At 38.3% G+C, this 22,125-nt stretch carries 26 protein-coding genes; 17 read left to right on the top strand and 9 right to left on the bottom strand.

The genetic code is table 11. From position 1 onward, the window contains the following. Position 1: 1 nt before the first annotated feature. From AC1Z3T_RS02440 to AC1Z3T_RS02460, 5 genes are all read right to left on the bottom strand, one after another. On the bottom strand, positions 2-802 hold the full coding sequence (locus tag AC1Z3T_RS02440; RefSeq protein WP_042089688.1) for a thiazole synthase: 801 nt from the start codon (positions 800-802) through the stop codon (positions 2-4). Positions 803-816: 14 nt separating this feature from the next. Further along, a complete protein-coding gene (thiS, locus tag AC1Z3T_RS02445) occupies positions 817-1,014 on the bottom strand; it encodes a sulfur carrier protein ThiS (protein WP_004824354.1) in 198 nt (65 codons plus the stop codon). Between the two features lie 50 nt (positions 1,015-1,064). Beyond that, positions 1,065-1,430: a DUF423 domain-containing protein gene (locus tag AC1Z3T_RS02450; RefSeq protein ID WP_004824352.1), complete on the bottom strand. Its 366-nt coding sequence runs from the start codon at positions 1,428-1,430 to the stop codon at positions 1,065-1,067. 157 nt (positions 1,431-1,587) lie between these two features. Further along, positions 1,588-2,457: an RNA polymerase sigma factor RpoH gene (gene rpoH, locus AC1Z3T_RS02455; RefSeq protein ID WP_004824351.1), complete on the bottom strand. Its 870-nt coding sequence runs from the start codon at positions 2,455-2,457 to the stop codon at positions 1,588-1,590. 138 nt (positions 2,458-2,595) lie between these two features. After that, positions 2,596-2,850 (bottom strand): sulfurtransferase TusA family protein, encoded by a 255-nt coding sequence (locus AC1Z3T_RS02460; protein ID WP_100885421.1) that lies wholly within the window; start codon positions 2,848-2,850, stop codon positions 2,596-2,598. Between the two features lie 379 nt (positions 2,851-3,229). Between AC1Z3T_RS02460 and AC1Z3T_RS02465 the strand changes: the two genes are divergently transcribed. Both AC1Z3T_RS02465 and rhlB read left to right on the top strand, forming a co-directional pair. Next, positions 3,230-3,442: a cold-shock protein gene (locus tag AC1Z3T_RS02465; protein WP_004824348.1), complete on the top strand. Its 213-nt coding sequence runs from the start codon at positions 3,230-3,232 to the stop codon at positions 3,440-3,442. A 107-nt stretch (positions 3,443-3,549) separates the two neighbouring features. Beyond that, positions 3,550-4,701 carry an ATP-dependent RNA helicase RhlB gene (gene rhlB / locus AC1Z3T_RS02470; protein ID WP_004824345.1) on the top strand — a complete coding sequence of 384 codons (1,152 nt, stop codon included), beginning with the start codon at positions 3,550-3,552 and terminating at the stop codon, positions 4,699-4,701. A 76-nt stretch (positions 4,702-4,777) separates the two neighbouring features. On the opposite strand, the gene AC1Z3T_RS02475 is transcribed toward rhlB, so the two are convergent. After that, the gene (locus AC1Z3T_RS02475; protein ID WP_009585180.1) at positions 4,778-5,158 is read right to left on the bottom strand and encodes a hypothetical protein; all 381 of its coding nucleotides are present in this window, start codon (positions 5,156-5,158) and stop codon (positions 4,778-4,780) included. A 296-nt stretch (positions 5,159-5,454) separates the two neighbouring features. Between AC1Z3T_RS02475 and AC1Z3T_RS02480 the strand changes: the two genes are divergently transcribed. The 9 genes from AC1Z3T_RS02480 to AC1Z3T_RS02520 all read left to right on the top strand — a co-directional run bounded on the left by AC1Z3T_RS02480 (position 5,455) and on the right by AC1Z3T_RS02520 (position 14,621). After that, complete coding sequence (locus AC1Z3T_RS02480; protein WP_100885420.1) at positions 5,455-6,030, top strand: nitroreductase family protein; 576 nt, start codon at positions 5,455-5,457, stop codon at positions 6,028-6,030. 84 nt (positions 6,031-6,114) lie between these two features. Continuing rightward, the gene (locus tag AC1Z3T_RS02485) at positions 6,115-7,188 is read left to right on the top strand and encodes an NAD(P)H-dependent glycerol-3-phosphate dehydrogenase (RefSeq protein ID WP_004824339.1); all 1,074 of its coding nucleotides are present in this window, start codon (positions 6,115-6,117) and stop codon (positions 7,186-7,188) included. Positions 7,189-7,267: 79 nt separating this feature from the next. Next, positions 7,268-7,723 carry a phosphohistidine phosphatase SixA gene (gene sixA, locus AC1Z3T_RS02490; protein ID WP_004824336.1) on the top strand — a complete coding sequence of 152 codons (456 nt, stop codon included), beginning with the start codon at positions 7,268-7,270 and terminating at the stop codon, positions 7,721-7,723. Between the two features lie 37 nt (positions 7,724-7,760). Beyond that, positions 7,761-8,903: a type II secretion system protein GspL gene (gspL, locus tag AC1Z3T_RS02495; protein WP_100885419.1), complete on the top strand. Its 1,143-nt coding sequence runs from the start codon at positions 7,761-7,763 to the stop codon at positions 8,901-8,903. Further along, the gene (locus AC1Z3T_RS02500) at positions 8,903-9,382 is read left to right on the top strand and encodes a type II secretion system protein GspM (RefSeq protein ID WP_010591075.1); all 480 of its coding nucleotides are present in this window, start codon (positions 8,903-8,905) and stop codon (positions 9,380-9,382) included. Before gspL ends, AC1Z3T_RS02500 begins: the two co-directional genes overlap by 1 nt. Before the next feature lie 90 nt (positions 9,383-9,472). Further along, on the top strand, positions 9,473-10,477 hold the full coding sequence (locus AC1Z3T_RS02505; protein ID WP_009585152.1) for a quinone-dependent dihydroorotate dehydrogenase: 1,005 nt from the start codon (positions 9,473-9,475) through the stop codon (positions 10,475-10,477). Positions 10,478-10,479: 2 nt separating this feature from the next. Beyond that, positions 10,480-11,073 (top strand): CvpA family protein, encoded by a 594-nt coding sequence (locus AC1Z3T_RS02510; RefSeq protein WP_005032151.1) that lies wholly within the window; start codon positions 10,480-10,482, stop codon positions 11,071-11,073. Positions 11,074-11,097: 24 nt separating this feature from the next. Beyond that, complete coding sequence (gene purF, locus AC1Z3T_RS02515) at positions 11,098-12,642, top strand: amidophosphoribosyltransferase (RefSeq protein ID WP_004824330.1); 1,545 nt, start codon at positions 11,098-11,100, stop codon at positions 12,640-12,642. A gap of 86 nt (positions 12,643-12,728) precedes the next feature. After that, on the top strand, positions 12,729-14,621 hold the full coding sequence (locus AC1Z3T_RS02520) for a M48 family metalloprotease (RefSeq protein WP_009585160.1): 1,893 nt from the start codon (positions 12,729-12,731) through the stop codon (positions 14,619-14,621). Between the two features lie 146 nt (positions 14,622-14,767). Here the strand turns inward: AC1Z3T_RS02520 and bioB are convergent, their stop codons facing one another. Next, on the bottom strand, positions 14,768-15,757 hold the full coding sequence (bioB, locus tag AC1Z3T_RS02525; protein ID WP_042089693.1) for a biotin synthase BioB: 990 nt from the start codon (positions 15,755-15,757) through the stop codon (positions 14,768-14,770). A gap of 299 nt (positions 15,758-16,056) precedes the next feature. Continuing rightward, complete coding sequence (gene queG / locus AC1Z3T_RS02530) at positions 16,057-17,157, bottom strand: tRNA epoxyqueuosine(34) reductase QueG (RefSeq protein WP_100885418.1); 1,101 nt, start codon at positions 17,155-17,157, stop codon at positions 16,057-16,059. A gap of 44 nt (positions 17,158-17,201) precedes the next feature. Between queG and AC1Z3T_RS02535 the strand changes: the two genes are divergently transcribed. The 4 genes from AC1Z3T_RS02535 (at position 17,202) to AC1Z3T_RS02550 (ending at position 20,223) form a co-directional block, all read left to right on the top strand. Further along, positions 17,202-18,665, top strand: a complete 1,464-nt coding sequence (locus AC1Z3T_RS02535; RefSeq protein ID WP_100885417.1) for an NAD(P)H-hydrate dehydratase — start codon at positions 17,202-17,204, stop codon at positions 18,663-18,665. Between the two features lie 20 nt (positions 18,666-18,685). Further along, a complete protein-coding gene (locus AC1Z3T_RS02540; RefSeq protein ID WP_004824321.1) occupies positions 18,686-18,958 on the top strand; it encodes an acylphosphatase in 273 nt (90 codons plus the stop codon). 121 nt (positions 18,959-19,079) lie between these two features. Further along, complete coding sequence (locus AC1Z3T_RS02545) at positions 19,080-19,880, top strand: hypothetical protein (RefSeq protein ID WP_483396454.1); 801 nt, start codon at positions 19,080-19,082, stop codon at positions 19,878-19,880. A gap of 1 nt (position 19,881) precedes the next feature. Further along, entirely contained in the window at positions 19,882-20,223 is a 342-nt protein-coding gene (locus AC1Z3T_RS02550; RefSeq protein WP_100885415.1) for a hypothetical protein, read from the top strand. A gap of 174 nt (positions 20,224-20,397) precedes the next feature. Here AC1Z3T_RS02550 and ruvC read toward each other — a convergent pair whose 3' ends face one another. After that, positions 20,398-20,943: a crossover junction endodeoxyribonuclease RuvC gene (gene ruvC, locus AC1Z3T_RS02555; RefSeq protein WP_004824318.1), complete on the bottom strand. Its 546-nt coding sequence runs from the start codon at positions 20,941-20,943 to the stop codon at positions 20,398-20,400. 109 nt (positions 20,944-21,052) lie between these two features. Here ruvC and AC1Z3T_RS02560 point away from each other — a divergent pair, with 109 nt between their 5' ends. Together AC1Z3T_RS02560 and AC1Z3T_RS02565 are read left to right on the top strand one after the other, a co-directional pair. Continuing rightward, on the top strand, positions 21,053-21,385 hold the full coding sequence (locus tag AC1Z3T_RS02560; RefSeq protein WP_100885414.1) for a hypothetical protein: 333 nt from the start codon (positions 21,053-21,055) through the stop codon (positions 21,383-21,385). 140 nt (positions 21,386-21,525) lie between these two features. After that, positions 21,526-22,095 carry an FxsA family protein gene (locus tag AC1Z3T_RS02565; protein WP_004824315.1) on the top strand — a complete coding sequence of 190 codons (570 nt, stop codon included), beginning with the start codon at positions 21,526-21,528 and terminating at the stop codon, positions 22,093-22,095. The last annotated feature ends 30 nt before the right edge of the window (positions 22,096-22,125 follow it).

Below are 22,125 nucleotides of genomic sequence, written 5' to 3' on the forward strand. Positions count from 1 at the left end.
GTTATTTAAAGAAATAACCTGTTTCAGGTGAACTTGCATTTGCCATTCGCTTACGTGGCATGCGACCTGCCAAATAAGCTTCACGACCCGCTTCGACAGCTTTTTTCATTGCTGAAGCCATCAAAACAGGATTTTGTGCAGCAGCAATTGCTGTATTCATTAATACACCATCACAACCCAATTCCATTGCAATAGCTGCATCACTCGCTGTACCAACACCAGCATCGACCAACACTGGAACCTTTGCATTTTCTTTGATGATGGAAATGGTATGTGGATTTAAAATTCCAAGCCCTGAACCAATGAGGCTGCCTAAAGGCATAATCGCGACACAACCCATACTTTCAAGTTCTTGTGCAACAATTGGATCATCTGATGTATAAACCATCACTTCAAACCCATCATCAATAAGCGTACGTGCTGCTTCGAGTGTTGCGGTCACATTCGGGTACAGGGTTTTTTCATCACCCAAAACCTCAAGTTTGACCAAGTTGTGTCCGTCCAAAAGCTCACGTGCCAACATACAGGTACGTACCGCACTATTGGCATCAAAACAACCTGCGGTATTTGGAAGGATGGTATATTTCTCAGGTGGAATCACCGACAATAAATTCGGTTGATCTGGATTTTGTCCAATATTTACACGTCGAATAGCAACCGTCACAATTTCAGCACCACTCGCTTGGATGGCTAAATCTGTTTCCTGCATGTCTTTATATTTGCCTGTGCCGACAAGAAGACGAGACTGGAAGGTGCGTGAACCAATAATAAGCGGCGAGTTTTCAGTCGTTAAATCTAGCATGGGAGAGCTCCAAATTAGCCGCCACCAACCGCATGAATGATTTCAATACGGTCTTTTTCAGCAATAGGGGTGAGTTCAAGTTTGCTTTTAGAAATGATCATTTCATTCATTTCAACGGCAAAGCGTTTACCTTCCAGTGAAAGTTCTTGAACCAGTTGTAAAAGATTTTGGCAAGAGGTTTCTTGGGGCTCACCATTTAAGAAAATTTGCATAGACATTCCATTTGATTGCGCAAATTGTGATTTCAAAAGTCAAAACAGAATTATTTTGCGTATTTTAATGCATTCCAGGCAAGCACCAACCATCCAGCAATCATCAATGCACCGCCAATCGGTGTAATTGCACCTAAGCCACGTGGTAAGCCAAGTGCCATGATATATAGCGAACCGCAAAAAAATAGAATTCCGATTTGGATCAGCATAAAACTGGCTTTGATTGGAAGTTGAGGAATGACTTTACTGAGTATTGCCAATGCCAATAAACCGAGGGCATGATAGAAGAAATAATCAGTTGCTGTTTGCCACCAAGTCAACTGTGCTTCTGTTGCTCGGGTTTTTAAACCATGCGCCCCAAATGCACCTAAGATTACTGCAAGTGCTAAATTCAGTGCTGAAATTGCAATCCACATAAGCCATTCATCTGCATCAATTTGCGCATAACCATAACATAAAATTTAACTCGGATTAAAGGCAAAATCTATGAAGATACGAGATTCAATAAAACTTTAAGCAAAATAAAAGGGCAGATCGCCCTTTTATTAAAACCGATGTTTTCACGGATAGAAGTTAGTTGGATGACATGGCAATCTTAATTTTATCCATGGCATTTTTTTCTAATTGGCGAATACGTTCAGCTGAAACATTATATTCTGCCGCTAACTCGTGTAATGTAGATTTATCATCATCTAACCAACGGCGTTGCAAGATATTTCTTGAACGATCATCTAACTGTTCCATCGCATCATGTAAAGCCGAAGTACTTTGTTCTTCATAATCTTCTTCTTCAACCAAACGCGCAGGATCATAACGGTTATCTTCTAGATATAATGCAGGGGCAACATGGGTTGAACCTTCATCATCGTCATCACCTTGAGCTTCGAAAGCTGCATCATAAGCAGTCAATCGACCTTCCATTTCCAAGACTTGTTCTGGTGTAACATTCAAGTCTTTAGCAATTGATTGTGCTTCTTCAAGGGTCAGTTTTTTGCTCGACTTTTTAAGACTACGTAAATTAAAAAATAATTTACGTTGCGCCTTTGTGGTCGCAATTTTGACAATTCGCCAGTTGCGGATCACATATTCATGAATCTCAGCCTTAATCCAGTGCACTGCAAAAGACACTAAACGCACGCCCATATTAGGATCGAAACGTTTAACAGCTTTCATTAAACCGAGATTACCTTCTTGAATTAAATCACCTTGTGGCAAGCCATAACCTGCATAACTGCGGGCAATATGAACCACGAAACGTAAGTGAGACATCACTAACATTTTTGCAGCATCTAAATCTTGATCATAGAAATAACGATCAGCTAACTCTTTTTCTTGCTCAGCTGTCAAAATTGGAATCTGATTTACGGTGCTGATATAAGCACCTAAGTTAACACCTGGTGCAGATAAGGACAGGGGCATCAACTGATTGCTGCTGTCACTCATGAGTTCTCCTTATAGGAATTTCGTCGTATTACTAATGCATTCATCTTAATTCGAATATTGTACATAAGTAAGAAAATTTGGGTATAGAAATGTAAATATATATGCCAATTTGCAAAAATAAATTTTAATTGAAAATAATTAAGATTCAATTAAGTAATGAAATTCATGCTCGGATACTTGAGTCAATTGACAGTCGAGCTGATGTATTTCGCAGTAACGGGCAATGTCGATCATACTATGTGGGTCAGATGACTTTAACAAGAACATTTGCTGAGGCAGTGCTTTTTTTAATTCACGTTTCAACATTAACAAAGGCATAGGGCAGGGTTTACCCAGACTGTCAATTTCAATTGGATTTGTATCAATAGGTATTTGACCTAAAGTTTCATTCATTTTATGGCAAAAATATAACACTGTTATGGAAGTATTATTTTAGCAAGTTTCTTAGAACTACCCAACACAATTTGCAATATTCTTGCGTTGATAAAAAATAATATTTAAGGTGTTTAAAAAATAAGCTTGATATCGAAAATAATTATCAAAAAAAATTCTATTAATTGTCATAAACCCATGTTAAGCTCGTTGCGTATTTAGGATTTGTCAGAAACAATTGTTGTTTTGAACCCTATTACAAATGGATGTAACCGGGATTTTGTTAATAGTTTTACAGAATGATTACAAGCTTTGAAATTACAAAATATTTTAAAACTTTGTTTGCTCTGCTGTTTGCAACACCGGGTGGTCCCTTTTCTTAATAACTGAGGATTAACTTATGACAGCTCGTGAACAAGGCGTAGTTAAATGGTTCAACGACACTAAAGGCTTCGGCTTTATCCAACGCGCAGGCGGTGATGACGTTTTCGTTCATTTCCGTGCTATTCAAGGTGAAGGTCATCGTTCACTTCGTGACGGTCAACGTGTTGAATTTAGCGTTGTACAAGGTCAAAAAGGTTTTCAAGCTGAAGAAGTTCAGCCTTTAGACTAATCTTAAATTTTTAAAAATTTAAGTGGCGCTCCAATTTTTTATAAATTGGGGCGTTTTTTGTTTATAATGGGCGCAATTCAAAGTGTCTACAGTTAGAGCTCGTATTTATGTCATCAGGTTTCGAAACCCTTAATTTACATCCGCAACTTAAACAAGCGATTGATGCTTTAGGGTTTAAAGAAATGACCCCCATCCAACAAAAAGTATTGAAGTATACTTTGGCAGGTCATGATGCAATTGGGCGTGCTCAAACAGGTACTGGAAAAACAGCAGCATTCTTAGTCAGTATTATTAATGATTTGCTCAATAATCCGATTCAAACACAGCGTTTTCGTGGTGAACCACGTGCTTTGATTCTTGCACCTACACGAGAGCTAGCGATTCAAATTGAAAACGACGCCAAAGATTTGGTGAAATATAGCGGTTTAAATGTCGTCACTTTGGTTGGTGGTGTAGATTTTGACAAGCAGAGAAAGCAGTTGGATCAAGGTTTTGTTGATATTTTAGTCGCAACACCAGGGCGTTTAATTGATTTTACTGAACAAAAAGAAATCTGGTTAGATCAAATTGAGTTTTTAGTCATTGATGAAGCTGACCGTTTATTGGATATGGGCTTTATCCCTTCAGTAAAACGCATTGTGCGTTTTTCTCCACGTAAAGAACAACGTCAAACTTTAATGTTTTCAGCTACTTTTAGTTATGACGTACTTAATCTTGCACAACAATGGCTTTTCGAACCTGTCACTGTAGAAATTGAACCTGAAAAGAAAACCAATGCTGATGTTGAGCAACGCGTTTATGTGGTCGAAAAGAAAGACAAATATAAGTTATTACGTGAAATTTTAACGGATGAACCAATCGAAAAAGTGATGATTTTTGCGAATCGTCGTGATCAGGTCCGTAAATTGTATGATCATTTGAAGGCGGATGGTTATAAAGTGGTCATGCTGTCTGGCGAGATTGCACAAGACAAGCGTTTGAAAATGCTAGACCAATTTAAAAATGGTAAACATAACATCATGATCGCAACAGATGTTGCAGGTCGTGGTATTCATGTAGATGGTGTATCGCATGTGATCAATTTCACTCTACCTGAACAGTCTGATGATTATGTACATCGTATTGGGCGTACTGGGCGAGCTGGAACACAAGGGGTAAGTATTAGTTTCTTGTCGGAAGATGATGCCTTTAATTTGCCAACGATTGAAAAAGCCATTGGACAGAAATTACCTTTGACCCGTTTAGAAGGTTATTGCTAAACACATAAATTAACTTGGCATAGATCAAATTAAAAATCCCACTTTAATCGTGGGATTTTTAATTCAACTCATCGTATTAGTTGGCTTTACAGCTAAAGGTTAAAGTGCTTTGGTAGTCAGTATCTTTTTCAATACCATAATTTTTACCCATGACCGAGCCGATTACGCCAGCCGCAGCAGTGATCATTTTACCCGTCTGCTCATCGACCACACCATTTAAACTGCCATGATATTCAGTTTTTTCATTGATTAAGACAGGTGCTGCTTTTTTGCCACAAGTTTTGTTGGCAGCAACAATGGCGTTGTTTTTTGCCGTAATTTGATCTTTACCTAAGCCTGTGACTTCATATTGATTGTCGGCTTTTTGAATTGCTAATGTTTGTGTTGGGTTTGATGCACATGCACTAAGAAGTAGTGCAGAACTGGCAAGGAGTGAAAGAGCAGTAAATTTATTCATATTGACTCCAAATGATCAGTGAAAAATAAAAAGAATTTTATTAATTAGCTATGATTTGAACATAGAATATGTGCTAAATATTGAAAAACATGTATAAATTTTGCAGTTTTTATGGGACTTATTGCTAAAAACGCCTATTTGTTGATCATGGTAATTCTCAGAAAATAAAGTTTTGTCTGAGAGTTATTTAAAAAAATAGACATAGCTGTTGAGTAAATTTCTGCTGAGATAGCGTAATGATTTTAGAGTGTGCTAATCTTACAAACAGTTCATTTAAATAGATTACAGCTAGCTCAATGTCAGATTTAAATTTCAAAGCAGTACATGACAATATCCATAAACGCCAGTCCATTGGTCATTTGATTGAACCTGCGCCCTCACATGAGCAACTGAATGTGGCATTTCAGGCAGCGCTTACAGCACCCGACCATCATCGTTTAAAACCGACACAATTTATTGTGATCGAAGGTCAACAGCGCGAAGCTTTTGGTAAGTTATTGGCTCAATCTATTGCAGACCTAGGGGAAACTGACCCAGTTCAAATTGAACGGGTAAAACATCATCCATTTCGAGCACCGATTTTGGTTTTGGCTGTGACTAAATTTCAAGATCATCCCAAAGTTCCATTTTTTGAACAGACATTAAGTAGTGGCGCAGCGATTCAAAATTTTTTATTGTCTTTACAAGCACAAGGTTTTGCAACAATGTGGCGTAGTGGGGCAGTGGTTGAATCTAAACACCTAAAGTTAGCACTTGGTTTAGATGAACGTGATTTAATTTCAGGTATTGTCTATGTGGGTACTGCTGCAAAAGAAATTGCACCGCGTCCCGAAAGTGACACTCAAGCATATGTTCATTTTTGGCAGAATTAATCACAAAAATAACGAGATCTCAACTGTGAAAACTCGTTAAACATTTACATGTAATATTTAGGATAGGTTTTTAGGATAATAATAATGTCGGATTTACGCTTTAAAGATTTAATTGAACCCGTGGTATTGGATCAAAAAACAGCATTACGTGTGACTGTACTCGGTGGTGGTAGTTTCGGCACAGCAATGGCGAACACAGCAGTACGCAATGGTTGTGACACCATGATTTGGATTCGTGATGAAGCTATCGCGGCAGAGATCAATGCGACGCATATCAACAAACGCTATCTTCCAGACTTTCAATTAGAAGCAGGGCTACGTGCTGAGTCAAATTTGGAAAAGGCTGTACGTGATCGTGACATTATTCTGGTTGCTATTCCTAGCCATTCATTTCGTGATGTGTTGCGCCAGATCAAGCCGTTCATTAGTGCACAAGCTGTGGTGTCTTTAACCAAAGGTATTGAAGCCAAAAGTTTTAGTTTCATGAGTGATATTATTCGTGAAGAACTGCCAGAAGTACCTTATGGTGTGCTTTCTGGTCCAAACTTAGCCAAAGAGATTGTGGCTGGACAACCTGCAGGTACAGTCATCGCAAGTGACAGTGAGTTGGTGCGTTATGCAGTACAACAGGCTTTACACAGTGCATTATTTCGGGTCTTCGGCAGTGATGATGTACATGGTGTCGAGCTTGGCGGTGCATTGAAGAATATTTACGCTGTGGCAATGGGTATGGCTGTGGCGTATAAAGTAGGTGAAAACACACGAAGTATGATTTTAACCCGAGCATTAGCAGAAATGAGTCGTTTTGCTGTTAAGTTGGGTGCTAATCCATTGACATTCCTTGGCTTATCTGGGGTTGGAGATTTATTTGCAACCTGTAATAGTCCACTGAGTCGGAACTATCAAGTTGGTTTTGCATTAGGTTCTGGAAAGACACTGGAACAAGCGACGAAAGAACTGGGGCAAACCGCAGAAGGCATCAATACCATTGTACAAGTAAATGCGCGTGCTAAAGAATTGGATGTTTATATGCCAATTACCACAGCACTTTATGAAGTTATTTTTGAAGGTGCACCACCACTCAATATCGCAGTTTCCTTGATGAAAAATGGACATCGAAGTGATGTAGAGTTTGTGTTGCCACACAATGAGGTTTAATTGATTACAATTTGAGGTTGAGAGATAGATTTGTAACAAAGCCTCGTTATAATCAGTGCGGTATTAAAAAGGAAATCTTATGCAACTGACTTTGGTGCGTCATGGTGAAGCAGCCCCAGCAATCAATGGTGTGGACAGTAAACGTCCTTTAACAGAACGTGGGCATTTACAAGCGGAACAAACAGCACAATTTTTAAAAGAAACAGTACAACCAGATGTATTTGTTGTGAGCACGTTATTGAGAGCACAGGAAACATTGTCCCATATACAGGCTTATTTTCCTGAAGTATCAGTATTGATCTGTGACAAAATTAAGCCTGAAGATGATGCAAAATTAGCAATTGAATGGTTGTCACAATTACCATTTGAACGTATTGTGGTGGTATGTCATATGAATGTGGTTGGGCATATTGCTGAACAACTGACACATGAGCATTTTAATCCTTTTGCCTTGGCAGAAGCTCGTATTTATGAGCAAACGGTCATTGCAAATGGTCTATCTACTCAAAATAAAGCCTTTATTCCAACTGTATAAAAGCATTGTTAAAAGAACACACGGCAGAAAACGATAAATGTTGTACTTATGGATGCCTGAAGCCAATGGGGTTTGGCAATGGTCTCGAGGAAGTGATTGGACTACATCTTCGAGTCTGGAACAATTAATACAAGATATTAAACTTTACCAAGGTGAAGAAGCGGTTGTGTTCTTTCCAAGTCGTGAAGTGCAAATTCTTCAACAAAAGTTTAGCAAAGCTCAATATAAACAATTGGGCGCAGATGGTGTTAAATATTTACTTGAAGAATATGTCATTTTACCGATTGACCAAATTAAAGTGTTTTCGCACTTTCAGCAACCCGATCAAGTTTCAGTATTGGGTGTGAATCAACATACGATCACTACAATTCAGCACTCTTTGTCTTTGATTCCTTTAAAGATTGTTTCTTTATTGCCTGACTTTCTAATGTTGCCTATTCCAGAAGAAAATCAGCTGATCTTAGCCAATGTCAATGGGCAATTGTTGGTGCGTGAGAATGAGTTTCTAGGTAATTCAATCGATGATCTTGGTCTGTATTTGGATTTTGCAGATCAAGAAAAAACTTTTTTATATAGTGCGTTGACTGATGTACAAGCGACCAGTTTATTTGCTGTAGCGACGGCTGAACAACGTGAGCCATTTAATTATCAGTTTACTGAAATTAAAAAGGCAAAGCAGCATCCATTTAATGTCTTGCCTAAAGCCAAACAGGCAAATGACGGAGTGTCTCGTTATTGGCAAGCATGTGCAGTTTTAGTGGTGGCTTTGATTGTTGCACAGCTGAGTTATGATGCTCTGCGCTGGTTTAAACTGAAAAAAGTTGCCGATCAAACAGCATTGATTGCAGTAGATCAGTATAAAAAATGGTTTCCCAATGAACAGCGAATTACTGAGGAATCTGTTCAACGTCAGTTTAAGAATAAACTAGAACTTAGTCAGGGTGCCAATACACAGGCATTGCAATTGCTCAGTCGTGTTGGTCCAATTTTGATGCAGCATCAGATTATTGCCAATCGGGTTAATTATGAAACTTCTGTCTTGAATATGGATTTAGTTGCCAAGAGTTCAGAAGCATTACAGACATTGGTCACGCAGTTAAACCAACAAGGTTTTAAGGCGGAGCTGGGTAATATTCAGACACAGGGTGCGACTGTGGTTGGTTTAGTGAAGATACAATGATGAAAACAATGGAAAGCTTTCAAAACCGTTTAGACACGTGGTCCGAAAAGATGACTGACAATTTAGAAAAAATGTCAGCACGTGAACGTATTATGGTTATTTTCACAACGATTTTTGTAATAGTTGCCGCCGTTGGTGCAGCCTTGTGGTATACCCATAAAGCTGCTGAAAAACAACAGTTGCGTTTAAATGAAATGAAAGACCTCGTGGTTTGGATGCAAAGTAATGTAGTCACCATGAAACCTGCGGATGATTTAGCATTAACCACCGCAGATAAAATTCAACGTGTTGCACAACAACAAGGGCTTTCAGTGGCTTCACAACAGGTTGGTGAACAATTTCAAATTGTTGCACAACATCAGAATTATGCTGTTCTGGCAAACTTTCTGACTCAAATCGCGCAGATGGGTGTTAGCTTGGAAAAGATGGAGCTGGTTAAAGAGGGCGCACAGATTAAATTAACAGCGACGGTACAGTAAGTACTGAAAATAAACACAGTTCAAGCATAGCCTTTTCAGCATACTGTGCCTATAATGTGGCAACTTAAAAAGCAGTAGACTTTTATAGCTATGTTGTATTCACTTGCTCGCCCTTTGTTGTTTTCTTTAGCACCAGAGCGTGCACATGAACTCACATTATCCATGCTTAAATCAGCCCATAAATTGGGTGCGATGCGTCAAGCTGTTGCGTCAAAACCAGTCACCTGTATGGGGATTGAGTTTCCTAATCCAGTTGGATTAGCTGCAGGTTTGGATAAAAATGGTGCATATATCGATGCCTTAGCGGGTTTGGGTTTTGGTTTTATTGAAATCGGAACCATTACACCTAAACCACAAGAAGGCAATCCACACCCACGTCTTTTCCGTATTCCACAAGCAAAAGCCATCATTAACCGTATGGGTTTTAACAATGATGGGGTAGACAAATTGGTTGAGAATGTCAAAGCAGCAAAATTTAAAGGCATTCTTGGAATCAATATCGGAAAAAACGCCACAACGCCTGTTGAAGATGCTGTTTCAGATTATTTAATTTGTCTAGAAAAAGTTTATCACTACGCATCTTACATTACGGTGAATATTTCTTCACCGAATACGAAAAATTTGCGCTCTTTACAAAGTGGTCATGCACTGACTGAACTTTTAGAAACTCTCAAAAAACGTCAGTTAGAGTTGGCTGAAGAATTACAGCACTATGTTCCACTTGTTCTCAAAGTTGCACCAGATTTAGATGCAACAGATATTGAATTTATTGCTTCACAATTGTTGCAGTTTAAAATTGATGGGCTTATTGTAACCAATACAACTTTATCTCGTGAAGGTGTCGAAGGTCTACCATTTGGTGATGAAGCTGGTGGGTTATCTGGAGCACCTGTATTTGAAAAGAGCACAGCTTGTTTGGCTGCCTTTTCAAAACTATTACAGGGTAAAATTCCGTTAATCGGTGTTGGTGGAATTTTATCGGGTGAACACGCTGTTGCAAAACAACAGGCAGGTGCGAGTTTGGTTCAAATTTATAGTGGTATGATCTATACAGGTCCTACACTGATCAAAGACTGTGTTAATGCTATGACCTAAATATGAATACCCTAGACATTATCATACTGATTATATTGCTCATTGGAGGGCTAAACGGTTTGCGACAAGGATTCGTGAAAGCCTTTGCGAACTTGATAGGATGGATTTTTGCACTGATTGTTGGTGCTAAATATGCCAATATCATCGCACCTTCCATGTCTGCACTCAGTCAAGATCCTGTGGTGCAAAAAATTGCAGCATTTGCATTTATTGTCTTGGTTATTATCGTTTTAACATGGATTGCAACAGCAATTCTCAATCAAATTTTAAAGAGCTTAAAACTAGGTCCTTTAAATCGTTTGGCAGGTGGTGCACTGGGGACCTTGAAAGGTTTATTCATTGTCCTCATAACAATGCAAGGATTAGGTCCTTGGGTTGACAGTTCGCCAACGTGGAAACAGTCAAAATTTATTCAAACACTTTTGCCGTTTGCACCCTTAGCTTCAGAAATTTCTAAAGATGCTGCAAATGAAGCATTAAATCATATACAGTCACAAGCGCATCCCGATGACGCTGCTGTGAGAAATACTGAACGATCATCAACATCTGAAGAGGATGATCAATCAGCACATTCGACAAAAAATCCGTTTTATTAGTCCTAGCTGGTCTGCGAGGTAGTTATGTGTGGAGTCGTTGGTATAGCAGGTAAAGCACCTGTAAACCAAATGTTATTTGATGCGTTGACGATGTTACAACATCGTGGACAGGATGCAGCTGGGATTGTGACTTGTCATAATGGTCGTCTTTTCTTGAGAAAAGACAATGGTATGGTTCGTGATGTATTCCATACTCGCCACATGCGCGCATTGCTCGGTAACTATGGTATTGGTCATGTTCGTTATCCAACTGCTGGTTCTTCAAGCAGTGCTGAAGCGCAACCTTTTTACGTAAACTCACCTTATGGGATAACTTTGGCGCACAATGGTAATCTTACCAATGCTGCTGATATTCATGATGATCTGTTTAAAACTGACTTGCGTCATATGAATACAGATTCTGACTCAGAAGTCTTGCTGAATGTGTTTGCACATGAATTGCAAAAATGTGCCTCATTAACACCATCTCCAGACGATATTTTCCATACAGTTAAACGTGTACATGAGCGGTGCAAAGGTGCTTATGGTGTCGTTGCAATGATTACTGGACATGGCTTAGTGGGGTTCCGTGATCCAAATGGTATTCGTCCATTAATCTATGGTTCGCGCCTGACTGAAAATGGTGAAAAAGAATATATCATTGCTTCAGAGTCAGTTGCGATTACTGCATTGGGCTTTAAAGTTGAGCGTGATATTGAGCCGGGTGAAGCGGTATTTATTAACGCTGAAGGTGAGTTCTACTCACAGCAATGTGCCAGTCAACCACGTTATCGTCCGTGTATTTTTGAATATGTGTATTTTGCACGTCCAGATGCCACTATAGATGGAATTTCTGTCTACAAAGCACGCTTGAAAATGGGTGAGACGCTGGCGAAGAAAATTCTTCGTGAATGGGGTGAAGCGCATGATGTTGATGTGGTTATCCCGATTCCAGATACAAGCCGTACATCAGCTTTAGAATTGGCGAATATTCTCGGGGTGAAATTCCGTGAAGGCTTTATGAAAAACCGTTACATCGGTCGTACCTTCATTATGCCAGGTCAACAACAACGTAAAAAATCTGTACGTCAAAAGTTAAACCCAGTTGAACTTGAGTTTAAAGACAAGAACGTGTTGTTGGTGGATGATTCGATCGTACGTGGTACAACCTGTAATGAAATCATTCAAATGGCACGTGACGCAGGTGCAAAAAATGTTTATTTTGCCTCTGCTGCACCGATGGTGAAATATCCAAATGTGTATGGGATCGATATGCCAGCTAAAGCAGAATTGATTGCATCTCATCGTAGTGTTGAAGAAATTCAAAATATTATTGGTGCTGATCGTTTGATTTTCCAAGATTTGGATGACTTAAAAGCTGCGGTGAGAACCAGTAAAGTACCAGAAGTTCAAGAGTTTGATTGTTCGGTTTTTGATGGTGTTTACGTGACTGGCGATATTGACGAACAATATTTAAATGATCTTGAGCAAAGTCGTAATGATACTGCGAAAAAGCAAAAAGATGGTTATATTGATGTCAATATTGACGCATCTTCGGTTGATCTATGTGGTATTAAAGAAGAGATGTAAATCAGAATTGATTTTCATTGAGAAAAAGCGGGAAGTTCCCGCTTTTTTCATTTATAGTGTTTTGCAATGTAATGAGGAATTTTACATTGAAAGATGTCAGCCATTATTTGATAAAAAACAAGAATATGTTGTGGTCTGCGAGTATCTGTTTGCTTGCAGTCATATTGACTATTTTTATTCTCAATACCGTTTTGGGGTTATTGGTACATTATGTCGATCGTGAACAGCAAATTTGGTGGCATGTTTTAAGCCCTTACTGTGTCGGGTTAATTATTATCATTATTGGCTGGTCAATTGCCTATGAATTTTATGTTTTTCGTACTGGTGGGCACTCATTAGCCAAACAGTTAAAAGCACGTCGTTTAAGTCAGATCGAAAGTACCCCAGAAGAAAGTGTAGCAATTCATCTTGCAGATAAATTTGCAGAAACCTTTGAGATTGATGCACCGACTTTATATGTTTTACCGGATGAAGTTGGTGTTAATGCCTTAACTGCAGGTTTCCACCCAAGAGATACGGTAATTATTTTAACTTGGGGTGCATTGCAGAATCTTGATGAATTAGAACTTTACGGGTTGTTGGGGCATGAGTTTAATCAAATTTTGTCTGGCGAAGCCCGTGAAAATACTCGACTTAAGATTCTTTATAGCGGACTGATTACATTTAGTCAGTTAGGAAGCAAAATTGCCAAGCAAGGTTTTAATCGCTACAACGCCAAAGGCAATCAACATAAATTCGAAACCAGTTTTGTTGCTGTGGGCGGTGTGATTTGGCTATTGGGTAGTATGGGGATTTTAATCAATCGTTTGATTAAATATTTCACATTGGGTGGACGTACTTTTTATAATGACTATAAAACGAAGAAGTTATTGCTGAATAATGCTAATGTGCAGACTTTATTACGTATTTATGTGCATCATGCAGGTTCGCAAATTCATAGTGAGTTTTCAGAAGCAATTGCACATATGTGCTTTGCCAACTCATTGAGTCCACAAAGCTGGTTGAATATTCATCCTAATATTGAAGATCGGATCTATGAGTTGAATCCGACTTTATTGCAAGATTTGCAATTAGAAAATTTAAAGAAATTACGCAGTCAGCCGTTATTTAGCTTGTTGCGTCCATTAGAAGAGTCTTCTGGTGAAGTTTATAATCCGTGGGTGTCACCACAGCCATTGCCTTTGTTACGTTTATCGCCCATTAGCTTTGCCCTGAATGATGCAATTAAACCCTTAAATCCAGAAGTGCGCCGTCAAATAGAACGCTCAGATTTAATCCAGCGTGCAATGCAGACTGCGACTGGGTCACGTGAGGTTATGGTTGCAATTTTAATGATTCGGCAATATCGAGAGTTTATACCATCTGATGCTGCGGTGAGTCGAGCCATTATTGACTCATTGTTGAGTATGGATGGGCGTATCCACATCCAAATTTTTCATGATGCTTGTGAAAATCTGGGTAATATGCCTGCAACGAGTGCGCGTCAATTTGTAACGAAACTTGCGAAAATTATTCAGGAAGATGGCGAAATAGGCTTATTGGATGCGCTGTTAATTGAGCGGGTAAAAGCTGAATTACATTTGCTACCGATGCATACACCTTCATCACTTGAAACGGTGAAACCTCAGATTGTGCGTTTAATTGATGCCTTATTGCACGTTCAACAAATCAACAGTGCCAATCAACTCGATGTACGTTATGAGATTTTAGAACGTGTTTTATCCAAAGATGAGCTTGAGTTATTTGAAGAAATTTCAGATGAGCCGATTGATTTAGGTGAAATCTTAAATGATATTGCAGGTCTATTATTACGTGATCGTTTAAGTATTCTTGGTGTTGCAGAAATTTGCTTATGGAATGATCGGATTATTACCCAAGATGAATTGGATGTATTGCAATTATTGTATTGGCGACTTGGTTTTAAGTCAGATGATATTGTAGATCAAATGCAGAAGAAAAATAGTGTAATGATTATTTAAGCGAGTTTTTAGAAACAGAGCTTTTAGAAATATAACTTTTAGAAATAGAGTTAAGAAAGAAAGCTAAGAAAAAGTGAAGCATTTTAAAGCAAAGCAATGTTTCTAACACCATGCACAAAGACATGATGTTAGAATTTAAGCATTAATTAACTTGCCATTGCATCTACAGAAAGTTCAGCAACAGTTGGTTTGGCTTTTTCAGCTTTTAGACCTAATTTATTAAATAACTGTTTGTCTTTGCCTTCACCAGCATTCGGTGTGGTTAATAACTTTTCACCACTAAATAACGAGTTTGCACCTGCCATAAATGCGAGGGCTTGATCTGAATCGCTAAGTGATTCACGACCAGCTGAAAGACGAATATAGCTATTCGGCATAATAATACGTGCAACTGCAATGGTTCGAATCCACTCAGTAACATCCAGCTTTTCTACATCAGCAAGCGGTGTTCCTTCTATTGGAACTAACATATTGATGGGTACAGATTCAGGATGTACAGGCAGGGTTGCTAATTCATGTAATAAACCAATGCGGTCATTGCGGTTTTCACCTAAACCCACAATGCCACCACTACAAACTTTCATACCTGCGTTACGCACATGATCTAAAGTGTTTAAACGATCATCAAAAGTACGGGTGCTGATAATGTGCGAATAATATTCACGGGAAGTATCTAGGTTGTGATTATAATAATCTAAACCTGCTTCATGGAGACGCTCAGCTTGTGATTGGTTGAGCATACCTAGTGTCATACATGTTTCTAGACCGAGTGCTTTCACTTCACGCACCATTTCTAAGACATATGGCATATCGCGTTCATGTGGATTACGCCAAGCTGCGCCCATACAGAAACGAGAAGAGCCAGATTCAAGTGCTTCTTTGGCTTCACTGATGACTTTCTCTACGGCGATACGCTTTTCAGCTTCTAGTTTTGAGTCATAGCGTGCAGATTGCGAACAATATTTGCAATCTTCAGGGCATTTTCCTGTTTTAATTGAAAGTAAAGTACTGACTTGAATGCTATTTGCTTCAAAATGCTCGCGATGAATTTGTTGAGCCTTAAAGACTAAGTCTAAAAAAGGCTGTTCATATAAAGCTTGAATTTCTTCACGAGCCCAGTCATTACGTACTGTCATTAGTTTAATCCATGATCATCATTATCTATCCCTGTATATAATACATAATTCATGCCAATTCCATAGGGCAAAAATGTTCAAATATGATGGTAACTTACGATTGAAAAGTTCAATCATATAGAAAACTAAAATTATAAATATAGTCGCAAAGTTAACCAGATTTCTTGAAATTTACTTACTAAATTTTATTTTTAAGATTTTAAAATTTCTGCGTTTTAGTCATTAAAAATTAAAAAAAATAACAACTTTGCAAAGATCTGAACATTAAAAGTCAGTCGTTTGATAGACCAAGAATATATTTATAATGAAGATTTTTTATTCAGTTGCTCTGCAATAGCCCAGTCAATATGGACTTGCACAACTTCATCATGCGATGTGCGATGTTGGGTCAAAGCTTGAATAATTTCGCTTGAATATGGTGCATTGCCTAAACCTATTGCAATATTTCGCATAAAACTTTGATAACCTGTGCGGCGAAGTGGGCTACCTTCAGTGCAATTTAGAAATGTCTGTTCATCCCAGTGCCAGAGGTCTAATAAACTCATTTGGTCCAAACCATGTCGAGGGTTAAAATCTGTGATGGATGCGGTTTTAGCAAAACTATTCCACGGACAAATCAGTTGGCAATCATCACAGCCAAATACACGATTTCCTATACCACGCCTCAAGTCTTCAGGGATGATTCCTTTATATTCAATGGTTAAATATGCGATGCATTTGCGTGCATCAAGCATATACGGTTCGACAATGGCTTGAGTTGGACAGATATCAATGCAGGCAGTACATGAACCACAATGTGACGTTGCTGGTTCATCAAATGGTAAATCCAGTGAAGTGAAAAGTTCACCTAACACAAAAAAGGAACCTGATTTTTTATGAATGAGTAGGGTATGTTTGCCTGTCCAACCCATTCCTGCATTTTCGGCAAGTGATTTTTCAAAAACAGGCGCGGAATCTGCAAATGGGCGTGATTCAAATTCACCCACTTTATCTTTAATGATTGTGGCTAAAGTTTTTAAACGCCCACGCATAATTTTATGATAATCACGCCCACGAGCATAACGTGCGATGATGGCCAAATTAGGCTCATCAGGAACATAGCGTGGTTTAGGTGTTTCGACCAAATAATTCATTCGCACACAGATGATACTTTTTGTGCCTGGAACCAATAAGGTAGGATCAGCTCGTTTTTCTAAATTTTCCTCTAAAAACTTCATGTCACCATGATAACCGCGCTTTAAATATTCTTTAAATCTTGGTAATTCAGCTTGAGCATCAGGACGTGCAATGACACAATCAGCAAAGCCCAGTTGCAAAGCCTGTTGTTTGATCCAAGCTTTTAATTCTTGAGGATCAAGCTGTTGCAAAGAAATTGATGAAGTGGTTGATGTTGCTGACATAGTGATCAATGTGCTGAAAAGAGTGAAAATAAAAGGATAAATACATGCAAGCTCAAGTTTATCATAGCCATGAAATTCAAGCATGGGAACGTCGATGGTTTAGTCAACAAAATAGTGCTTTTGGTTTAATGCAACAGGCAGCATGGTCGATTGCTCAGCATTTGCTTCAACTCTTTCAAAATAACTACCCCGAAGTTAAAACGATCGCAGTTTGGTGTGGTCATGGAAATAATGCAGGCGATGGTTACTGTATTGCTAGTTATTTAAAGCAAAGTGGCTATGCTGTAGAAATATTTGCCGCAGAGATTGGTGCATCGACTGACTTGAAGCAAGCCATTCAACTGGCAGGACAAAAACAATTAAAAATTCATTCGGATTTTGATCTTCAAGCGTCTTTTGATTGTCATATCGATGCCTTGTTTGGTATTGGTTTAAATCGTGATTTAGATCAAGCATGGCAAACCATCATTCAAAATTTTAATACGCAAACAGGGATTAAAATTGCCGTCGATCTACCAAGTGGTTTAAATGCCAATACAGGTCAACCACAACCTATTGCGGTCAAAGTAGATTATACATTTACTATTTTGGGGCTTAAAGCAGGATTATTTACAGGGTTGGGTAAAGAATATTCTGGACAAATTGAAACGATTTCTCTGATTCCAACTGACTCAGCACTAAAAGCAGTAGCACAATTAGCACCTCAACAAATTCAATTGCCACAACGTCAAGCCTTTGGACATAAGGGCAGTTATGGGCATGTCTTGGTCGTTGGTGGTCATGCAGATATGGGTGGAGCAGTGATCCTAGCTGCTGAGTCTGCATTTTGTGCGGGTGCTGGAAAAGTGAGTATTGTCTGTCACCAAAAACATCATACGGCTATTTTGGCGCGATCGCCTAATATTATGGTCAAAGATATTAATGTGCTTACCGAAGATGGGATTCAATCTCTAATCAATCATGTGGATGCAGTGAGTTTTGGTATGGGCTTGGGTCGAGATGATTGGGCTGAACAACAATTTTCAAAATGGTTTAAACCCATCTGTGCAAGTACACATTTACAAGTAGTTTTTGATGCGGATGCTTTATGGTTTTTGGCAACGCAAAACACCGAACTCAGTTCAAACACTTATCTGACACCACATCCCGGAGAGGCAGCAAAACTACTCGATTGCTCCATTGCTGAGATTGAGTCTGATCGTATAGATGCCATCCACAGGCTAAAAAAGAAATACTCAGGCAATTGGGTATTGAAAGGTGCAGGCAGCTTAATTCTCGAAGATAAGCTGTGGATTTGTACTGCAGGCAATCCTGGTATGGGCACTGGCGGAATGGGAGATGTTTTGGCAGGAATGATTGCCAGTTTAAAAGCTCAATTTGCCGAAAATGTGCAATTACATGATATTGTAACTTTACATGCACAGGCTGGTGATTATCTTGCACAACAAGGTGTTCGTGGCTTACAGGCACAACATATGGCACATGCTGTGTATCGTGTGATTAATTAGTGTCAGGAGTAAAATAGGCAATGTATGCGGTTAAACTGTTGATATATGGTAATGTACAAGGTGTTGGCTATCGTCGCTGGTTTGAGAAAGAGGCACTACAGTTAGAACTAAAAGGTTATGTCAAAAACTTAGTATCCGGTGAGGTTGAAGCGGTTGTCGTTGGAGATGAGCAAGCAATTCTACGTTTAATTCGTCATTGTTATGTCGGACCGTTAAGGGCTGAGGTCACCAGTATTGAACAGTATAAAATCAATCATGATTTAGATTTTACTGATTTTGAAATGATTCGTTAAATCAGCCATTTGACATGAAAATACTGCTAGATAAATTAAAATGATCACTAAGATATTTTTATTCAGTTGCTTTTTGATGTGTAGTATTCACAGTAGTGTTGTTGCGCAAACAAATGAAAAAATGGCTGAAAATCATCATGCTAAAACTATTCTAAAAGATTTAGACTTTAAAACAGTGATCAATACTTTTTATCAAAAACAGCTTCAAACTACAAAGATTGATCAATTGGATCAGCAAAATATTTCCTATATCGGCATTAAAAATGCAGAATATACCAATGCTTTAAATAGTGATGATGCGGTGGTGGTGTTTAGTCCCGCTCGTACCTATCGAAATGCACAAAATGAATTACGTTATGTGTTCACAACCACTGAAGTTTCAGTAGATAAAAATAACCATGAGCTTAATTTTTGTGGAGCATGTGCGACTTTTACCCGAGTTTACATCTTTAAGAAAAATGCTTCTTCACAATTTGAACTGATCAGCCAAAGTCAGGATGAAAACAGTTGGATGAATGCTGATTTTAATTATTTGCCATATCCGACCTCAGATATTGTAAAAAATATTCGTAAAGTGGGACCACAAATCAAAGCCTATGTGGAAGAACAAGAATTTAGTCGTCAAGGTTACTCAAGCACCACTTTATATATCGTTCCTTTTGATGAAAAACCATATCTTAAAAAGTTAATTGTTGCAGAAATTGGCAATGACAATGAAGTCTCAGGGAGTGAGCAAATTTATAATACCCAAGGTGATTATCAATTCTTAACCACCGTACATGATGGTTTATATGATATTGAAATTGCCTATACAGGTACCCAACGAATTTATATCGAAGATCGTGCTAAAATTATTCCTATAAATGAAACCCATGTTTATCACTACAATGAGAAACAGCAAAAATATATTCGAGTGAAATAAAATGTTAGAGAAGTATTTAATCGTTGGAATTGTTTTTGCAGCATGTATTGTGCTGATTATATACACGCAGCTGGATAGCCGTAAAAAAGAAGATAAAACGCTGAGCTTTAAAGAGAAGTTACAGAAAGAATTTCCCAATTATAAAATTCTTGAACGAAATCAACATTTCATTATTTCTCGAGAGGGCGCGAATCCACGCATTCCAGAAGAGTTGGTCTTGATTCGGATTGATCCTGAACAGAAGAAAAATCTGAGAAACTCTGGGAAAATGCTAATCGCAACATATTCTAAACAGCCGAGTATTCGTGAGGTGCGTAAAGATGCACTGCCTTATTTAAATTAACTGAGGCGATTGAAATATAGCGAAGTGGATTCTTATTTAAAAATTTTCTAATTCGATAAAATATTTTGGCTTGATCTAAGAACGTATAAAACTTGATTTTGTATATTTACAGGCTAGGTACAGATGAGGCTTCATCTGTACCTTGATTTATAAATTGTAGATTGTGTGAATATATTAGCGTCTACGACTACTATTGCGGCTACGTCCTCGTGCCATACCACCTAAGGCATTCAGTACGGCTAACTTACTCATACTGCCTGAAGCATGTGCGTGGCAAATTGCGGCTGCAAGCGCATCAGCAGCATCTTGTTGAGGCTTCACTGAAAGATTCAAAAGCTTCATCACCATCATTTGCACTTGTTCTTTGTCTGCAGCACCATAACCGACAACAGATTGTTTAATTTGCCGAGCAGTATATTCAGCAACTTGTAGATCTAAATTGACCAAGGCTGCAATAGCCGCACCACGGGCTTGACCTAGCTTTAATGCTGAGTCTGGGTTTTGTGCCATAAACACTTGTTCAACCGCTGCTTCTGTCGGACCATGGAATTGAACAATACGATCGATTCCTGCAAAAATTCGTTTTAAACGTTCAGGCATTTCGGTTGTTTCAGTACGAATCGTACCTGCATCAATAAAAGAAAGCTTTTGACCATCTTTTTCAATAATCCCGTAACCTGTTAAACGTGAGCCGGGATCAATTCCAATAATTAAGGGCATAATACTGTTTATCGTAAATCTTGTTTTGATTATATGATGCTATCCAGCGATTGTAAGTAAAATTTTAACTTATTGGCTGTATAATCAAACAACAAACGGGAGTGCTTGCTTGAAGAATTTTGTGCAAATTAAAAACCAGCATGTGTATTGGATTCATCGTTTAATCACATTGATCTATCTGCTGGGTTTTATCTTGCTCGGTTTTGGAATATTGCAGAAATTTGATCTAGATGCATTGATTACCTTTCTGATATTAGTATTCGTTTTCGGCTGGATGATGTATTTGCATTTTATCGCTTCATTAGAAGCTGAAAAAGGTTCAGAAAGAGGGCGTCGTATTTCGCGATTTATTGCAGTGATTTTACTGTTTCTATTTCCGATTGGGACAATATTGGCACTGTATTTATTTTATAAAACATCCTCTAATGAATGGCAAAAATAAAGAAATTAGAGATTAAACACAAAATTACCCTTTAAAAATTTGGGAAAGCCCTTATAAATATATCAGTGATGAAATTCATGGCATTTGATGTATGACTTTCAAAGCTGAAATTTAATTTATCTTTGAGATGCTTTGTTTCGATGAAACTTTTTCCTATTATTTTGATTGGTATCATTCTTGAAATTGCTGTGTGGATTGGTGTAGCTCAATTCATTAGTGGTTGGTACGTATTCTTCTGGTTTATCATTGCTTTTGTGATTGGTTTAAATCTATTACGTTCCAGCACTTCAACCATCATGCCGCAATTACAGCAAATGCAAATGACAGGAATGATGGGAAATGATCCTGCGATTGCTAAAAAAATGGCAACAGCATTTGCGGGCATTTTATTGATGATTCCTGGTTTGATCACAGATGTTTTAGCATTGTTGGTGATTTTACCGCCTGTTCAGAATGCAATTAAAAATGCAGGAATGAAATACATGGCGAAAAAGCAGCAAGCCATGATGAATAATATGATGGGTGGAATGGGTAATATGGGGGATGCGCAAGGGCAAAATCCATTTGCAGATTTAATGCGTCAGATGCAGGATATGCAAAACCAACAATCTGGTGGTCAATATCGTGATTCCACAATTATTGATGGTGAAGCACATGAGGTTGAACCAGAACATAAGCAAATTGAACTCAAAGATGTGAATAAAAAATAAAACCATCTCAAATATGATTTAATTTGAAAG

The organism is Acinetobacter sp. B-6 (assembly GCF_056930735.1).

What these genes read in the sequence shown, in the direction of transcription:
- AC1Z3T_RS02545 (WP_483396454.1), top strand. Translation starts at nt 19,080, where the DNA reads ATGGCTGAAAATCATCATGCTAAAACTATTCTAAAAGATTTAGACTTT.
- AC1Z3T_RS02535 (WP_100885417.1), top strand. Translation starts at nt 17,202, where the DNA reads ATGCAAGCTCAAGTTTATCATAGCCATGAAATTCAAGCATGGGAACGT.
- AC1Z3T_RS02510 (WP_005032151.1), top strand. Translation starts at nt 10,480, where the DNA reads ATGAATACCCTAGACATTATCATACTGATTATATTGCTCATTGGAGGG.
- AC1Z3T_RS02505 (WP_009585152.1), top strand. Translation starts at nt 9,473, where the DNA reads ATGTTGTATTCACTTGCTCGCCCTTTGTTGTTTTCTTTAGCACCAGAG.
- gspL (WP_100885419.1), top strand. Translation starts at nt 7,761, where the DNA reads ATGTTGTACTTATGGATGCCTGAAGCCAATGGGGTTTGGCAATGGTCT.
- AC1Z3T_RS02475 (WP_009585180.1), bottom strand. Translation starts at nt 5,158, where the DNA reads ATGAATAAATTTACTGCTCTTTCACTCCTTGCCAGTTCTGCACTACTT.
- rhlB (WP_004824345.1), top strand. Translation starts at nt 3,550, where the DNA reads ATGTCATCAGGTTTCGAAACCCTTAATTTACATCCGCAACTTAAACAA.
- AC1Z3T_RS02450 (WP_004824352.1), bottom strand. Translation starts at nt 1,430, where the DNA reads ATGTGGATTGCAATTTCAGCACTGAATTTAGCACTTGCAGTAATCTTA.
- AC1Z3T_RS02465 (WP_004824348.1), top strand. Translation starts at nt 3,230, where the DNA reads ATGACAGCTCGTGAACAAGGCGTAGTTAAATGGTTCAACGACACTAAA.
- AC1Z3T_RS02440 (WP_042089688.1), bottom strand. Translation starts at nt 802, where the DNA reads ATGCTAGATTTAACGACTGAAAACTCGCCGCTTATTATTGGTTCACGC.
- rpoH (WP_004824351.1), bottom strand. Translation starts at nt 2,457, where the DNA reads ATGAGTGACAGCAGCAATCAGTTGATGCCCCTGTCCTTATCTGCACCA.
- queG (WP_100885418.1), bottom strand. Translation starts at nt 17,157, where the DNA reads ATGTCAGCAACATCAACCACTTCATCAATTTCTTTGCAACAGCTTGAT.
- AC1Z3T_RS02460 (WP_100885421.1), bottom strand. Translation starts at nt 2,850, where the DNA reads ATGAATGAAACTTTAGGTCAAATACCTATTGATACAAATCCAATTGAA.
- AC1Z3T_RS02500 (WP_010591075.1), top strand. Translation starts at nt 8,903, where the DNA reads ATGAAAACAATGGAAAGCTTTCAAAACCGTTTAGACACGTGGTCCGAA.
- sixA (WP_004824336.1), top strand. Translation starts at nt 7,268, where the DNA reads ATGCAACTGACTTTGGTGCGTCATGGTGAAGCAGCCCCAGCAATCAAT.
- AC1Z3T_RS02550 (WP_100885415.1), top strand. Translation starts at nt 19,882, where the DNA reads ATGTTAGAGAAGTATTTAATCGTTGGAATTGTTTTTGCAGCATGTATT.
- AC1Z3T_RS02485 (WP_004824339.1), top strand. Translation starts at nt 6,115, where the DNA reads ATGTCGGATTTACGCTTTAAAGATTTAATTGAACCCGTGGTATTGGAT.
- AC1Z3T_RS02480 (WP_100885420.1), top strand. Translation starts at nt 5,455, where the DNA reads ATGTCAGATTTAAATTTCAAAGCAGTACATGACAATATCCATAAACGC.
- AC1Z3T_RS02540 (WP_004824321.1), top strand. Translation starts at nt 18,686, where the DNA reads ATGTATGCGGTTAAACTGTTGATATATGGTAATGTACAAGGTGTTGGC.
- bioB (WP_042089693.1), bottom strand. Translation starts at nt 15,757, where the DNA reads ATGACAGTACGTAATGACTGGGCTCGTGAAGAAATTCAAGCTTTATAT.
- ruvC (WP_004824318.1), bottom strand. Translation starts at nt 20,943, where the DNA reads ATGCCCTTAATTATTGGAATTGATCCCGGCTCACGTTTAACAGGTTAC.
- purF (WP_004824330.1), top strand. Translation starts at nt 11,098, where the DNA reads ATGTGTGGAGTCGTTGGTATAGCAGGTAAAGCACCTGTAAACCAAATG.
- AC1Z3T_RS02565 (WP_004824315.1), top strand. Translation starts at nt 21,526, where the DNA reads ATGAAACTTTTTCCTATTATTTTGATTGGTATCATTCTTGAAATTGCT.
- thiS (WP_004824354.1), bottom strand. Translation starts at nt 1,014, where the DNA reads ATGCAAATTTTCTTAAATGGTGAGCCCCAAGAAACCTCTTGCCAAAAT.